At 68.0% G+C, this 14670-nt stretch carries 12 protein-coding genes and 3 pseudogenes; 11 read left to right on the top strand and 4 right to left on the bottom strand.

Annotation, left to right across the window (positions count from 1 at the left end; translation table 11 throughout):
• Positions 1-5: 5 nt before the first annotated feature.
• Together ACFC8N_RS34515 and ACFC8N_RS34510 are read right to left on the bottom strand one after the other, a co-directional pair.
• Positions 6-424 (bottom strand): annotated as a pseudogene (locus ACFC8N_RS34515) (DUF2267 domain-containing protein).
• Between the two features lie 101 nt (positions 425-525).
• The gene (locus tag ACFC8N_RS34510; RefSeq protein ID WP_376292669.1) at positions 526-957 is read right to left on the bottom strand and encodes an Hsp20/alpha crystallin family protein; all 432 of its coding nucleotides are present in this window, start codon (positions 955-957) and stop codon (positions 526-528) included.
• Between the two features lie 126 nt (positions 958-1083).
• Here ACFC8N_RS34510 and ACFC8N_RS34505 point away from each other — a divergent pair, with 126 nt between their 5' ends.
• Together ACFC8N_RS34505 and ACFC8N_RS34500 are read left to right on the top strand one after the other, a co-directional pair.
• A complete protein-coding gene (locus ACFC8N_RS34505; protein ID WP_376292787.1) occupies positions 1084-1716 on the top strand; it encodes a type III effector protein in 633 nt (210 codons plus the stop codon).
• A gap of 359 nt (positions 1717-2075) precedes the next feature.
• Positions 2076-2235 (top strand): annotated as a pseudogene (locus ACFC8N_RS34500) (IS5/IS1182 family transposase); the annotation flags it as partial.
• A gap of 14 nt (positions 2236-2249) precedes the next feature.
• Here the strand turns inward: ACFC8N_RS34500 and ACFC8N_RS34495 are convergent.
• Complete coding sequence (locus tag ACFC8N_RS34495) at positions 2250-3302, bottom strand: Lrp/AsnC family transcriptional regulator (protein WP_356033697.1); 1053 nt, start codon at positions 3300-3302, stop codon at positions 2250-2252.
• Positions 3303-3481: 179 nt separating this feature from the next.
• Between ACFC8N_RS34495 and ACFC8N_RS34490 the strand changes: the two genes are divergently transcribed.
• The 9 genes and pseudogenes from ACFC8N_RS34490 to ACFC8N_RS34450 all read left to right on the top strand — a co-directional run bounded on the left by ACFC8N_RS34490 (position 3482) and on the right by ACFC8N_RS34450 (position 13271).
• Positions 3482-4198, top strand: coding sequence for an SDR family NAD(P)-dependent oxidoreductase (locus ACFC8N_RS34490; RefSeq protein ID WP_356033700.1), 717 nt, complete (start codon positions 3482-3484; stop codon positions 4196-4198).
• 69 nt (positions 4199-4267) lie between these two features.
• Entirely contained in the window at positions 4268-5242 is a 975-nt protein-coding gene (locus tag ACFC8N_RS34485) for an amidohydrolase family protein (protein WP_376292665.1), read from the top strand.
• Between the two features lie 391 nt (positions 5243-5633).
• The gene (locus ACFC8N_RS34480; RefSeq protein ID WP_376292664.1) at positions 5634-7250 is read left to right on the top strand and encodes an ISL3 family transposase; all 1617 of its coding nucleotides are present in this window, start codon (positions 5634-5636) and stop codon (positions 7248-7250) included.
• A gap of 155 nt (positions 7251-7405) precedes the next feature.
• Positions 7406-7691 (top strand): annotated as a pseudogene (locus ACFC8N_RS34475) (VOC family protein).
• 822 nt (positions 7692-8513) lie between these two features.
• Entirely contained in the window at positions 8514-9110 is a 597-nt protein-coding gene (locus tag ACFC8N_RS34470; protein ID WP_376292662.1) for a TolB family protein, read from the top strand.
• A gap of 1069 nt (positions 9111-10179) precedes the next feature.
• Positions 10180-10794: a ricin-type beta-trefoil lectin domain protein gene (locus tag ACFC8N_RS34465; RefSeq protein WP_376292659.1), complete on the top strand. Its 615-nt coding sequence runs from the start codon at positions 10180-10182 to the stop codon at positions 10792-10794.
• Between the two features lie 244 nt (positions 10795-11038).
• A complete protein-coding gene (locus tag ACFC8N_RS34460; RefSeq protein WP_376292657.1) occupies positions 11039-11482 on the top strand; it encodes an XRE family transcriptional regulator in 444 nt (147 codons plus the stop codon).
• A gap of 105 nt (positions 11483-11587) precedes the next feature.
• The gene (locus ACFC8N_RS34455; protein ID WP_376292654.1) at positions 11588-12070 is read left to right on the top strand and encodes a ParH-like protein; all 483 of its coding nucleotides are present in this window, start codon (positions 11588-11590) and stop codon (positions 12068-12070) included.
• Positions 12063-13271 (top strand): MAB_1171c family putative transporter, encoded by a 1209-nt coding sequence (locus tag ACFC8N_RS34450; protein ID WP_376292652.1) that lies wholly within the window; start codon positions 12063-12065, stop codon positions 13269-13271. Before ACFC8N_RS34455 ends, ACFC8N_RS34450 begins: the two co-directional genes overlap by 8 nt.
• Before the next feature lie 688 nt (positions 13272-13959).
• Here the strand turns inward: ACFC8N_RS34450 and ACFC8N_RS34445 are convergent.
• Positions 13960-14523, bottom strand: coding sequence for a dihydrofolate reductase family protein (locus ACFC8N_RS34445; protein ID WP_356033723.1), 564 nt, complete (start codon positions 14521-14523; stop codon positions 13960-13962).
• Positions 14524-14670: the final 147 nt, after the last annotated feature.

Here is a 14670-nt window from a genome sequence, read left to right as displayed (position 1 = left end):
CGCGGTCACCGGGGGTGGGTGTCAGGTGGACTGGAGTGGCCGAAGAGGAGGTCGTAGCCTGCGGTGAGCTGGAGCAGGATCTCCTGGAGGAGGCCTCACTGGCGGCGTCGGCGACCATGGACAGGACGGCGCCGACGTGCCAGGCCGCGCGGCTACTCGGTCGCGCCCTCGATCCAGGCCACCGCCGCCCACGAACCGCTCAGGTGACAGGGGCTCGGCGCTCTGGAGCGGGTTGAGCAGGACCAGGGCGAAGTCCTCCGACAGACGCGTCGCCCGTCAGCGCGTACCTCGCCGACCAGGTGTGCGCCCGCCCAGCAGGGCGAGCGCCACGCGGGCCGCGTGGTCGGCTTCCTGCGCGGTGCCGTATTCACCGCGTACCGCGTTCCTTCACATGGTCGAGAAACGCTTCGCGTCGCGCAGGCACGTCGGCCGCCCCCTTCCTCGGTTCCCGGGGGGTGCGGAGGACGGGCGAGGGGGGATCAGATACCCGTCCTCCGCCGCTGGTCAGCCCTCATCGGGTCCGGCTCAGCCGGAGATCTCCTTGCGGCCCGATCCGACGCCGATGGCGATCTTGCGGGGCTTGGCGCGCTCGGCGATCGGGATACGCAGGGTAAGCACGCCTGCGTCGTAGTCGGCCGTGATGTTCTCGGTGTCCAGCGTGTCGGCCAGCATGATCTGGCGGGAGAAGACGCCAAGCGGCCGTTCCGACAGTTCCATCTGCACGTCGCCGGACTTCGTCGCCGGCCGGCGCTCGGCCTTGACGGTCAGCATGTTGCGCTCGACGTCGATGTCGATCGCGTCCGCGCTGACGCCGGGGATGTCGAAGGCCACCACATACTGGTCGCCCTCGCGGTACGCGTCCATCGGCATCGAGGACGGCCTGGACCAGGTGCCCGGTCCCATCAGCTGCTGGGCCAGCCGGTCCAGCTCACGGAAGGGGTCAGTGCGCATCAACATCGGAAAACACCTCCAGCAGGTTCGGGCAGTTGCTGCCAATGCGCCTCACTGAAACCGTTGTAACATGTCATCCAATGGATGACAAACCTGTTGTCGTCCGATGGACGACACATGAGGGAGGTGCCTATGACCCCGGCCGACCAGCCGGCACCATCTAGCGCCGACACGCCGAGCCCGGCGTCGTTCCTCGCCGCCGCGGCAGCCCTGCACGCCATAGACGACGCTCTGCATGCCGCCCGGCATGAGGTCCCCGGGACTGCCGAGACCCACGACGTCGGCCCGGAGCAGGCCCTGGCCTCGCTGCTACTGCTGCGCCAGGTCCGCGAGCAGCTCGCGGGGTGGGAAAACGGCCTGATCGAAACCGCCCGCCACGCGGGTGCCAGCTGGGCCGACCTTGCCCACCCCCTCGGCGTCGCCAGCCGCCAGGCCGCCGAACGCCGTTACCTGCGGGGTCGGCCCGGACCCGCAGGAACCACCGGCGAACAACGCGTCCAGGCCGCCCGCGAACGCCGCGCCGCCGAACGCACCACCGCCGCCTGGGCCCGCCGCAACGCAGCCGACCTACGCAGCATCGCCGGCCAGATCACCGCCCTCACCGACCTGCCCCCGGCGGCCCGCCTCCCGCTCAGCCAGCTCCACGAAGCCCTCGCCCACGACGACCCCGCCGACCTCATCCACCCCCTCAATGCCACCCGCCCTTACCTGACGGCCCCCCACCCCGACCTCGCAGCACGACTCGACACGCTCACAGCCCCCTGAATCCGCCACCCCACCGTTGCCTCAAGGCAGCCCTGGGGGTGGGCACTGACGTACCGGCACGCACGGAAAGCCGCAGGGCTGCCGGTGGACTGGGCGGCAGCCGGAGCGGGACCACCATCCCCCAGGCGGACGGAACTGCCTCTCGAAGTGCATGTGATCGTGTCCCGTCGGCTCGGCGGAACGCCATCAGTCCGCGGATGTGGGCCGACGAGGGCCTCACGGACGCCCTCGCGCCCTACCGCGCACGAGACTGCCGAATCGACGCCTGCCCAACCATGCGCCCTCTCGCCTGGGCCCTGAAACGCGGGCGGCGTCGCCACGTACGCGCAGGCGGGCCAGAACTACGGCTACTCGCTGACCGCATCAAGGCCGGTGAGCCGTACCACTCGATGAAACATCGAGTGGTACGGCATGGACGTGCAGGTCGTCGCAGTCCCGGACGTCCCGCCCCCGTGTTTCTCGCGCGCGACACCCGGACACACCCACGACCTGACCACCGCCCGCGCCCACGGCATCATCATGGGACCAGCCTCTCAGCGTCGCGCGCGAGCGCTGGATGGCTCGACGAGGCGATCGTCGGAGAGCCGAGTGCCGGCCTGCTTGACATGCTTCAGGACGGGTGAGACCTCCATGCTCTGCAGTCCGGTCAGGGACCCAATGCGATCCGAAGTGAACTCGAACAGTTCGTCGAGGTCCCGGCAGTGTGCGACAGCGTGTATGTTCCAGGGCCCGGAGATGGCTGCGACGAAGGCGATCTGGGGTTCCTGCGCGAGTGTGCGGCCCGCGCTCTTCACGGACGACGGGTGCACGCGAAGCCAGAGGTTCGCGCGAGCGTGATAGCCCAAGGCTGCTGCGGCGATCTCGACGTCGATGTGGGCGACGCCGTGCTGGATCAGAATGTCAAGACGTCGCGAGACGCGTCCCGGAGTGAGGTCGGCGGCTGTGGCGAGATCTACGAGACTGGCGCGGCCATCTGCAGCGAGCGCATCGAGCATCTTCTCGTCCTCGGGGGTAAGGCTCGGTGGCTCGCGAGTGACGACTGGAGACTCGATGAAAGGGGGCCCGCTGCTCCCCAGCGCCGCTTCCTCTTTCGGGGACAGTGTGCCCTGCAGGGCGGACCAGTAGTGGCCGCGGCCTCCGAGGAACTGGCGGAGCATGGCGAAGGCGTTGATGTCGATCACCGCTGCAGTGCGGGGAAGCCGCTGCCCCAGGAGGTCGTCGCGTTGTTCCCGCGTCCGGGATTGCGTAGCGCAGGTGATCTCGCAGCCCGCCGCGCTCAGGGCTACCCAGTTGACGTCGTCACGCTTGGCGAGCGCGTCGGCGATCGCCGCGCCACTGCCAGGGCGACAGCGCAGTCGCACCAGCCACCTGCTCTGCCCCAAGGCACCCGGGTTGACCACGCCGGCCACGCGGATGACGCCGTCCGCGCGCAGGCGGCGATACCGACGGTTGACCGTGCCCTCGGTCAGGCCGAGGGCGGTCGCTATCGCGGCGAACGAAGCCCGCGGAGCGATCTGCAGCGCCCGGATGATTCGTACATCGTCAGGCTGTACTGAAGCGGATTCCGTCACAAGTGCCCTTGCCATATCAGCAATCGTACAAACGAGCATTCATGACTCGCCTGCGATGCCGTGCGGACGGAACACTTGAAGCGCACGGGTTGAGGCGCCAGCCACAGCAACGGGCAGCGCCCTGTGCCGATCCCGCGGCATCGACGATGCCCGAGCGGAGTACAGCAACTCTCGAAGAACGGAGATGACGCTGGATGTCATCGACTGGAACCGAACAACGTCCACCCACCGCTCTCATCATCGGGGCCTCACGCGGCCTCGGCCACGCGATGGCGGCGGAGTTCCTCGACAGGGGCTGGAACGTCGTCGGCACCGTTCGCGACACCACTGCCCGAACGCCGCTGCACGATCTCTCGGATCACGCTGACGGACGGTTGACCATCGAGCACCTCGACATCAACGACCCCGGCCACCTGACCTCGCTGCACGAACGTCTGGCGCACCACCGACTCGACGTGCTCTTCGTCAATGCGGGCACCACCAACAACGAGCAGACGCCCATCGGCTCGGTCGCGACAGCCGACTTCATCCACGTGATGGTCACCAACGCGCTCAGTCCGATGCGCGTCATCGAAGCCCTCGAAGATCTGGTGTCCCCGGCAGGACTCATCGGCGCGATGTCCTCCGGACAGGGCAGCATCACGAACAACACGACCGGAGGCCGCGAGGTCTACCGAGGGAGCAAAGCAGCCCTGAACATGTTCCTGCGGAGCTTCGCGGCCCGGCAACGCGAGACACAGCGCGCCTTCGTACTCATGGCGCCTGGGTGGATACGCACCGCCCTGGGTGGTCCGGATGCACCGTTCACCATCGAGGAGACAGTCCCCTTGCTGGTGGACGTCCTGCTCTCCCGACTGGGCACGCCCGGTCTGGCGTATCTGGACCGCTTCGGCCGGACCGTCCCTTGGTGAACCCTGCGATCCACCCCAGCACTCACCGGCAGCCATTCGCCGGATTGGAACGGCCTCACGGAGGAGATCGTGCCGATCATCGCCATCGAAGAACACTGGAGCATGCCGGATCTGACGGCTGCTCTCCACGCCCTACCCCACCCGGATGAAAGTCTCGTTCTCGGGGAGATGGACGACAACCAGGAGTGCTTGGAGGACCTGGCGGCGGGCCGCATCGCGTCGATGGACGCGCAGGGCATCGACTTGTCGATCCTCGCCCTGACTCCGCCCGGAACGCAGTCGCTGCCACCCGAGGAAGCCCTGGCGCTGAGTCGCGCGGCGAACGACGTGGCCGCGGCGGCCGTCGCCCGAAACCCTGCCCGTTTTCGCTCGATGTCCACCCTGCCCATGTCCTCACCGAAGGACGTTCCCGCCGAGCTCGAACGAGCCGCGGGTATGGGGCACGTCGGAACCATGGTGCACGGCCGATCAGGAGATCTGTTTCTCGACGATCCCGTCTATGACGATTTCTTCGGCGCGGCATCGGAACTCGGTCAGCCCGTGTTCATTCACCCCCAACTGCCGTCGAGCGCTGTCCGCGATGCCTCATATCGCGGATTCGACCCCAAGACGGAACTCGCCCTGGCCACTTTCGGCTGGGGATGGCACATGGACACCGCAACAGCAGCGTTGCGGCTGATCCTCCGAGGTACTTTCGACCGGCATCCCGGCCTTCAGGTGGTGCTCGGCCATTGGGGAGAGGGGTTGCTCTTCTGGCTGGATCGGGCCGACAGCATCTCCCGGACCGCCGGCCTGCAGCGCTCCGTATCCGACTGCATCCGATCGAATTTCCACATCACCGCCTCCGGCATGCTCAACCCCGCACATCTGCAGCATGCTCTGTCGGTGACCTCAGTCGACCGATTGATTTTCGCGACCGACTACCCCTTCCAACGACCGACCAAGGAGGAGATTCGGTTGTTTCTAGGTAACTTCTCCTCCGACGCAGAACGCCAACAGTTCTCCTCTGGCAACGCCGCATCCCTGTTCGCCATTGACCTATAGACCTGGATCGGCCTGTTGCTGCTGTTGCTGCTCGTATGCGCGGTGCTCGCGGCTCCGTCCCCGGCGGCAGCACCATGCTCAAACCGATCGCCCTCGCCATCGGCGTCTTCATCGACGCCCTCCTGGTCCGCCTGCCGCGGTCGGCGGGCCGTCCAACCTCGCCACCCAGGTGATCTGGGAACCACTGTGGCCCGGCACTCCCTGCACCGGCGCCGACGGGGTGGCCGTGCTCGACCAGTCGGTGTGCTGCCCCAGCAGGCTGGGCCGCGAGGCAAAGAGCCCTCGACGGCGTGATCGAAGTCGGCGTCTCGACGACGGCCGAACCCTGGTTCTGGATCACTTTCAGTGCTGGAGCCACGGAGGGTCACCACAACCGCGATCATGAACGGCCGTGGCTGATGTACTCCTCCAGGACCTGTGGTTCCACCAGGTCGAAGGTGTTGTGGTCGAAAGTGTCGTATCCAACGGCGAGTTGGTGGTCGTGCGGGCCCGGACGGCTGCGGAGCGGGCTGCGTGTCCGGCGTGTGGAACGGCGTCGGTGCGGGTGCACAGCCGGTATGTACGCCGGCTTGCCGACAGCGCGGTCGGCGGCCGTCCGGCGCTGATCGAGTTACAGGTCCGGCGGTTTCGCTGCTCTCAACAGGGCTGCTTGCAGGCGACGTTCGCCGAGCAGGTAGACGGGCTGACGTTCAGGCACGGCAGACGCAGTGCCGGGCTGCAGACAGTGCTGGAACGGGTGGCGGTGATGCTGGCCGGCCGGGCCGGCTCCCGCCTGGCCCACGCGCTGGCGGCCAAGGTGAGCCGCTCGACCCTGTTACGACTGATCCGCCGCCTGCAGGACCCCGGGACCTCGACACCGCGGGTGCTCGGAGTCGACGACTTCGCGCTGCGCAAGGGGCACAACTACGGCACCATCCTGCTCGACATCGAGACACACCAACCCGTCGACCTGCTGCCGGACCGCACCACTGCGACTGTGGCCCGGTGGATCGCCGAGCATCCCGGCGTCGAGGTGATCTGCAGAGACCGTTCCACCGCTTACGCCGAGGCCGGACGCCTCGGCGCCCCGGACGCGGTGCACGTTGCAGATCGGTGGCACATCTGGTCGAACCTCGCCGAGGCCGTCGAGAAGACCGTCGTCCAGCACCGTGCTCTGCTGCGCGAGCCCCAGGACACCACCACTGCCGCGGCTGCCGCGGCGTTGGAAGGGCTGGACCTCGCCCTGGCTCCCGCAGGGCCGCGGACCACCGGCCGCCTGTCCGACCGGGTTCGCGAACAGCACAAGGCCGTTCACACTCTGCTCGAACAAGGCATTGCGATGCGGGAAATCGGCCGCCGGCTGGGACTGGCCCGCAACACCGTGCGCCGCTATGCACACGCGGCGAGTGCGGACGAGCTCCTGGTCGGACGGTGGACCGGCCGCACCAGCATCCTCGACCCCTACAAGCCCTACCTGCACCAGAGGTGGGCCGAGGGCTGCACCGTCGCCCGCCGCCTGTTCGAGGAAGTACGCGAGCACGGCTACCCCGGCGGCGAGAGCGTAGTGAGGGTCTACCTGGCCAAGCTCCGCGCGGACTTTCCGCCCACCCCGCCCCGCAAGGCTCCGTCCGTGCGGGACGTGACCAGTTGGCTCACCCGCCATCCCGACCGCCTCACTGACGACCAGGCCCAGCAGCTCAAAACAATCCTGGCCCGCTGCCCCGCCCTCGACCGCACCGCCCACCACATCCGCGCGTTCGCCGAGTTGATGAACGCCCGTCAGGGCAAACACCTCGACCAGTGGATCGCCCAGGTCCAGGCCGACGATCTTCCCGCTCTGCACACCTTCGTCACCGGCCTGGGCCAGGACCTCGACGCCGTCGTCGCGGGCCTCAGCCTCCGCTACAGCTCCGGAGCCGTCGAGGGCCAGAACAACAAGATCAAGATGCTGAAGAGGCAGATGTTCGGCCGTGCCAACTTCGACCTCCTCCGCAAGCGAGTCCTCCTCACCGCGCGAGGCCGTTCATGATCGCGGTTGTGGTGACCCTCCGTGGCTCCAGCACTGAAAGTGATCCAGAACCAGCGTTCAGCCGCCGCCGACATCGGCGCATTGCTGATACCCGCGGCTTCTGTCATTCCTGGGCTGTCAGAGGTACGCAGTAAGGCCCCTCCAAGGCAACCAGAATCGACCTGACGCTCGATGGTGCGGACGTGCAGGTTCTTGCCGTCTTCTGGGAGACAGCCCTGGGCTCTGTCGACGAACCACCCCCTGCTCCCTTCGAGACACGTGCGGAGCGGTTCGCGCAGTTCGACCTGCGCGGCAGGTCTGACGAGCGATGGGCACGGATCAAGGCGGAGTCCGAGCGCCCGGTGCGAGCGGGCGGAACCGTCCTGGAAAGGTCCCAGGCACCATGTCGTGATGGCCGATCCCGAGGCCGACGAGTTCTGCGTCGGCGCGGCCTCTGCGTGATGGGTGGGCAGGAAACAAATGCCCCACTCCCCAACGAGGCAGCGCTGACTCCAGCGCATCGCGGTGAGGCATGCAGGACGGACATATGCGCGCGGAGCCCGCGGCAGGGTTACGGGAGGCGGCGGTCGGTGCCAGTCGCCGCCGTGCGCCCCGGGCGCGCGGCACGATGAGCGGTCCGGGACCGTGCCGCCCACTCGAATGCCAGGCGTAGGCCGGGTACGCGCCCTCGGCCGCCCTGGATCCCGAATGGAACGTAGATAGGGATTTCCGCTCGCCACGAGCGGACTTTGAGCAGCTTCGGGCTGCCTATGCTTCCGGGAAATCGCGGGACGGCGGTGGGGAGCCACCGTGTTCTCCCGCCGAGCCGGGGTTCCCACCAGGGGGTTCATATGCGCTTGAGGTTACGCAGAAGACCAGCGGCGATCTTCCTCGCGGCAATCCTGGCCTGCACCACGGCAGCCGCTTCCGCGGCACCGGCCTCCGGAAGGCCGTCCGGCCATGGTGCACTGATCACTTGCCGGACGCAGCAGGCACCGGCCGGGACGTCCTATCTCGTCTCGATCGATCCCGTCACCGGCGCCAACCGACGGCTGACCTCCGCCGCGATGGGTAATGTGTGCTTCCCCGCCGTCTCGCCGGACGGAAAGCTGATCGCAGTGACGAAGACGGCGCGGATCCAGCGCCAGGTCGCCCCCCTATGAACTCCACACCCTGCGCCGGGACGGCACCGGCGAACGCCTCGTCTACCGCTCACCGGACGCCCAGCACTACCTCACAGGTGCCCCGTCCTTCGGCCCCGGCGGAACGCTCATCTTCTCGCTCATGAGCTACGTCGACGGCACTCCCACCGTTTACAGCGCCCGTCTCGACGGCAGCCACCTCACCCGGCTCAACCTCGGCGTCTCCAATTCCGTTGCGATCAGCGGCACTCCGCAGTTCTCCCCCGACGGCAAAACGCTCGCCTTCATCGGCGACAACACCATCTGGGTGAAGAAGGGCTCGGCAGCGGCGACGCAGTTGCCGGACTACGCAGGCCGCCACGGCTCCCACTTCCCAACGTTCACCGGCCAGTTGAGCTGGTCGCCGGAGAGCGGTCGGCTGCTGGCCACCGCTTCCACTGACGGAGGAAATGACGGAGGATTCATCGAGTACGACCTGGCGGCGCGCCAATGGCAGCAGTTGACGGCGGTACCGCGCGCGGGCAACGGTGTCCTTCCTGGTTACGGGGACCCGGCCTTCTCGCCGGACGGCAGGAAAGTCGCGTTCGTGGAACGCATCGGCTCGGCCATCGGTGCCGCCTGGGGCTCGGAGAAACCCGGGGAAGAATTCATCGACACCATGGACCCGGCCGTTCCGGGAATCGTCGCCCGCACGGCGAAGATCCCAGGCGACTACATCGGACTGGCCTGGCAGCCGTAGGGAGCGGCCGCAAGACCCGGCAGCCGAACGGCCGCACGAGGCGACCGGAGACGGCCGCGGCCCCGCCCCGGGCGGCTGTCTCAGTGTCCTGAGCCCGGCGGAAGAACTCGGCAGAGCCGAGGACTTGGTGGAACGATCCACGGCGATCGAGGTCGCGAAGGCGTCGGGGATGGTGTGCGTGCGCCCTGGGCCAACCGCATCCGCCAAAGCCGCGGTACGCGCCTTCACTGGAGGGCTGCGCGACGAGACGGCCAAGAAGCAGCTCGCCGGCTGGGTCGGGGTGCCTACGGGTATCTGGCAGGCGCGTTGCCGTCTTGGGAAGTCGGGACGGTAGTGCCAAGGCTGCCGCCCCGCCGCGGCGACGGCGGGGCGGGGGGCGGGCCTAACGGCGGTTGAGGGAGCCAGACGGCCGTAGCCCAGACCCCAACCACCCCGCCCAACCCACTCCCCCGGCTTCCTCAACGGGGAGGTACGTCCCCCTTGTCGGGTCCAGTCGGTTCTTCATCGGCGTCGCACCGCGGAGGGAAGAGGGAGAGCGGGGCCGGATGCCGCGCGGTGGGCGCGGCGCCACGGGCCGGGGTCTGCACCCAGCGCCTGCACGATGTCCGACAACAACTCCACGTCCATACGCCGGCGCCCTGTCCGGAAGCAGTCGTACACCGTGATACGGCCCGGGGCACGCTCTTCCGCCGGCACGCCGCGGGCGGCTCTGGCTGCACTGATCCGCCGGGTGATCGTCGTGTAGGAGGGGTTTCCGGCGTCCTGCCTGAGCAGCGTCAGCCGCTCGGCCAGTGCATCCAGGGTGCATACGCCTGCGAGGTCCGGTATCGCCCAGGGGCGGGTTGCGGTTGCCTGGCATCTGCGCGATGCCACCGCAGTCACCTGTGACGTCGCCACATCCAACCTCCGTTGCGTCGAACCGACTTCGGTGTCAGTCACGTAGTGTCGTCACCCCACCGGCGAGCGTCAACTCAGATGAATGATCACGTCCCTTTTCATACACACCTGCTGCCCGTACTCGTTCGGGAACGTTCGGAATGCTCCAGACCCCACTGCTCACATCGCCAACATGACGGAGCACGCTTCGCTGACGCTCGACAGAAGGGAAATCAAACCTGTGAGGCACATATGGAAGATGGTCTCGGCCCTGGCGATCGCGCTCGGCCTGGGATTGACCCTGTGCTCCGTGTCCGCACAGGCGGACCCGGTCAACCCCCAGCCCTACGCCTACGGGTTCCTCGCCGCGCTCTACAAGCCGCCCTCCAACAACGGGACTTACTTCTGCATGGACGAGTACCGGCAGATCAACGGCCAAGGCCGTCCGGTCGTACTCAAACCGTGTGACGGCTCCTGGAACCAGTTCTGGTTCGTCGACCAGAACGGCCTGATCCACAGCACCAATGACGGTCAGTGCCTGTGGGGTCACGTCGCGAACGGGCCTTCCGACGGACCTGACACCATCGCCGTCCCATGCAACTCCAGTGATGCACACCAGCGTTGGACGTTCGACAGCAACCGCAGCGTGTGCAATGGCGCCAACGCCTGCCTGAACTCCACCGGCATGCCTGGACCGCGCGGTTCGTACCACCTCATGGGCGCAGGAAAGGGCCCGTCCCCCAACATCAACCAGCAGTTTGACTGGCACCACTCCGACAGCAACACACCCATCAACCCCAACCTCTGACCGTCGTAGCCTCGGCGTGACCTCAAGGCCACGGGTGTGCGGTCGGAGGGGGGCGCACAACCGGCCAGGTCAACTCACCGGGGAACGCAGCCGTTCTCCTGCCTCGTGGGCCCCTGATCCGGGTGCCCACGAGGCAGGCCGCGTGCGTCTGGAGGCTGCCGCCGCCATTAGCTATCGTTGCGGAGCAAGGTATCCGTCGTTCATTCAGGCTCAACCCCGCACAAGGCGAAGAAGGTGTGACGTAGTGGACTCGGCCCGGAAGGGAGAGCTGACCGAGCCGTCCGGGCTTGCGGCCAAGATCGAGGCGCTGTTCGAGACGGTACGCCGGCCCGACCGTGAGCAGTACAGCAACGAGGAGGTGGCGAGTGCCTGTCGCGAGGCGACAGGCGAGTCCTTCTCCACGACCTACCTGTGGCAACTGCGCACCGGTCGCCGCGACAACCCCACCAAGCGCCATCTGGAGGCGCTCGCGCAGTTCTTCCAGGTCCCGCCCGCCTATTTCTTCGACGAGCAGGAGGGCGCGGAGATCGCCAGGGAACTGGCACTGCTCGGCGCGATGCGCGATGCCTGTGTGCGCAGCGTGGCCCTGCGCGCGGTCAACCTCTCACCAGAGGGGCTGGACACGGTGAGCGAGTTGATCGACGTCATCGCACGACGGGACGCGGCCCGCAACAGGCCGACGTCCTGACAGCGCGGCAAGGGCTCCGGCCGACCGGTACAGGGTTCGACGAGTGAGGTGGGGACAGCGGTGCGTCGAGGCGATTTCGGGCCCACGGTGCGGCGATGCAGACAGATGGCCGAACAGCTCGAATTACCCGAGCCGTTCGACGCCGCGGAGTTACTCGCCCGGCTCGGCCGCAGGCGCGGACGAGCCATCGAGCTGGTGCCGGTGGCCTCCCGCCCCGACCTTCCCTGCGGCCTGCTGGTGTCCACCAGCGGCACCGACTACATCCTCTACGCAGCCGACACCAGCCCCCTGCACCGACAGCACATCCTCGTCCACGAGGCCGCCCACCTGCTGTTCGACCACGCGGGCACCACACCGCTCTCCCCGGTCACATCTCAGACACTCCTGCCGCACCTGCCCTCCGACCTGGTACGGCGGGTGCTCGGACGCACCGGCTACGACGAACCGCAGGAGCGGGAGGCCGAACTGCTGGCGTCGCTGATCATGAGCAGGGCGGCCCGAGCCGACATGGCGTCACTGCACCGCGAGCGGTTCCTGAGCCTCGACGTCTTCTTCGCTCCGGCACCGGACCAGGACGGCCGTGACTGACATCGGCCTCTACCTGATCTCCGCGGTCTTCGTACTCAGCGCCTGCTATCTCCGCCGCGTCCGCTGGAAGGGCCTCTCGGCCGCTACCCGGTACGGCTCTCTCGCGGCGGCGGCACTGGGCGCCAAGCTGAGCCTGCTCGATCCCCTGACCATCGAGAGTGCCGCGCGCCTACGGCTGGTCCTGCTGCCGGTGCTGCTGGGCGCCGGCCTGTATGTGTGCGCGGCGTGTGCGTTCCGGCTGCTCGCCCTCGCCCTGTACGCCGCGGAGCCGCCCCGATGTGCGGTCCGCCGGGAGCTGGTCCTCGCGGCAGGGGCCCTGCTGACCTCACTCGCACTGGAACTCCTCGCTCGTCCGCGGCTGGTCAGCGGCGATCTGGTCACCAACCCGTCGCACCGGTGGTACCTCGTCGGGTACGACGCGATCATCACGCTGTACCTCGGCTACTGTCTGGCTGCGTTGGTCCGCCCGCTGGCCCGGCGTGCCCGCCTGGCCGGACCCGGCCTCCTGCGCACCGCGATGCGCCTGTTCACCCTCGGCGCCCTGGCCGGTCTGGCGTGGGACGCCTGGGGAGTCGACGACATGATCCGCGAGGCGATGACCAGCGCCCAGGACAGCGGGGACGACACCTTGTCCGCCGTGCTGGGCGGGTTGTGCATAGGGCTGCTCGCGGCCGGGGTCGGCACCACGTTGTGGGCACCGATCTCCACCGCCGTGCGTGGTTGGTTCGGCGCCTGTCGCCGCTACCGTGCGCTCACCCCGTTATGGGGCGAAATGCACGCCGTGCTGCCCGAGATCACGCTCATTGCGCCGCGAGGGCAGTTCGGGCCGTCCCAGGTGCACTTCGCGCTCTACCGGAGAGTCATCGAGATCCAGGATGCCCGTATGATCCTCCGGCACTACACGGATCCGCGCACCGTCGACTGGCTTGCCGAGGCCACCCGTCGGTTCCCCCCGGCCGCAGAGCAGGTCTCACTCATCGCCGAAGCCGCGTCCCTGGCCGGCGCCCTCGAACGCGCGGCCGTCGGTGCCCTCCCAACTCCTCGCGACGCCGATGCCAGCGGCACGGATGCACTCCATCAGCCCTTGGAGGCCGAGGCCGACTGGCTCGCGCAACTCGGCGACGTCTTCGCCACCTCACCCGTCATCGCCCACGTCCGAGCCACTGCCCGCAAGCACACCGGCCCGACGGTGGGCGGCTGAGGGTGGATCCCGCCCCGTATGCGCGCCGTGCCACAACGACACCGCCACATAATTGTTGACGCCGCCACATTGTTTGACCGTTGACAGTGTGGAACCCGCCCTGGCCGATCGACCGGCAGCGCGGTTGGTACGGGGCCCGTACCCACGTGCTTGAGCGCGGCCCAGTTGCGCACTGACGACAACCTGCACGGCCTAGCGAGCTGCCGCCGGCGGTGGCTGCGTCACCACATCACCCACTACCCGCCAGCTGCAGCAGGGTCAACAGTCTCTGCTCGACCAACTCGGCCTCGCCAAGGGCGAAGCGGAGCGATTCTCCGCACGACCCGGCGGCGCCCGGGCCGGTGACAGCCTGGCCGTCGCGCGTGCCTACGCCGCCCTCCACGGCGCCGGAGCGCCCGAGAACGGCAATGACGGGTGGTTCAGCCAGGAGCACAAGGCGTTCGGCGGCAACGTGCAGTTCCTGTCCGCGCCGGATGGCGACCCTGTGTGGGGCTCCGCGGTCGCACGGGGTCCCGCGGACAAGGGCTACATCAGCGCCGGCATCGGCGTCCATGTCCCCGTCCGCCGCCGCCTCGGCCGCTCCGAGCAGACCCTCCACGTCGCCACACGCATGCAAAACGCGCTGATCAGAGGCGTCCGAGCGCTCGGCGAGCGCACCGCGGCGGAGCTGAAAGAACGTTGGCGTGCGCTAGCGGGCCACCCGGTGGCGGAGGTAGACGACTCTTGAGCTGAAGGTGCGGGTCTCGACGAGTTCGAGATCCACCCGGCGCTTGTGCCGGGGGAAGAACGGAATGCCACCGCCAACCAGCACCGGGTGGACCATGGCCCGGTACTCGTCGATCAGACCCAACGCGGCCGCCTCCGCGGCGAGGGTCGCGCCCCCGATCGCGATGTCGCCCTCCCCCGGCTCGGCTCGCAACCGCTCGATCTCCTCCGCCAGACCACCGGAAGCCAGGCGGGCACGGCCCTGCACCGCGGACAGCGTGGTGGAGAACACCACCTTCGGGAGCGGCTTCCAGAGTGCGGCCCACTCAAGCATGGAGTCGTCGAGCGATGGATCCTGATCGGCGGTCTCCCAGTACAGCATGGTCTCGTACAGCCGTCGTCCCAACAGGTGGACGCCGACCTCTCGGATTTCGTCGATCCAGAAGCGAAAGACGTCCTCGTCGGGCGCCGTCCAGTCGAAGTCGCCGTCCGGCCCGACGATGTAACCGTCGAGCGAGACGTTCATCGAACAGGTCACGCTGCGCATCAGAAGCCCTCCTCGGTGACGGGTTCGACAGTACGACCGCCGGACGCCACAGGACTCATCGCGGCTCGCGGAATCCGGGCCGAACCACCTCACCGTTCCGCACTTCTTCGGCCTTTCCACAGGGGAAAGGGCGGCCGGTAGAGGTGG

The sequence above is a fragment of the Streptomyces sp. NPDC055966 genome (assembly GCF_042269865.1).
GTDB lineage: Bacteria > Actinomycetota > Actinomycetes > Streptomycetales > Streptomycetaceae > Streptomyces.
This window is presented reverse-complemented; position numbering and strand designations above follow the sequence as displayed.

What these genes read in the sequence shown, in the direction of transcription:
- ACFC8N_RS34465 (WP_376292659.1), top strand. Translation starts at nt 10,180, where the DNA reads ATGACGGAGCACGCTTCGCTGACGCTCGACAGAAGGGAAATCAAACCT.
- ACFC8N_RS34455 (WP_376292654.1), top strand. Translation starts at nt 11,588, where the DNA reads ATGGCCGAACAGCTCGAATTACCCGAGCCGTTCGACGCCGCGGAGTTA.
- ACFC8N_RS34490 (WP_356033700.1), top strand. Translation starts at nt 3,482, where the DNA reads ATGTCATCGACTGGAACCGAACAACGTCCACCCACCGCTCTCATCATC.
- ACFC8N_RS34510 (WP_376292669.1), bottom strand. Translation starts at nt 957, where the DNA reads ATGTTGATGCGCACTGACCCCTTCCGTGAGCTGGACCGGCTGGCCCAG.
- ACFC8N_RS34445 (WP_356033723.1), bottom strand. Translation starts at nt 14,523, where the DNA reads ATGCGCAGCGTGACCTGTTCGATGAACGTCTCGCTCGACGGTTACATC.
- ACFC8N_RS34505 (WP_376292787.1), top strand. Translation starts at nt 1,084, where the DNA reads ATGACCCCGGCCGACCAGCCGGCACCATCTAGCGCCGACACGCCGAGC.
- ACFC8N_RS34470 (WP_376292662.1), top strand. Translation starts at nt 8,514, where the DNA reads ATGAGCTACGTCGACGGCACTCCCACCGTTTACAGCGCCCGTCTCGAC.
- ACFC8N_RS34495 (WP_356033697.1), bottom strand. Translation starts at nt 3,302, where the DNA reads ATGGCAAGGGCACTTGTGACGGAATCCGCTTCAGTACAGCCTGACGAT.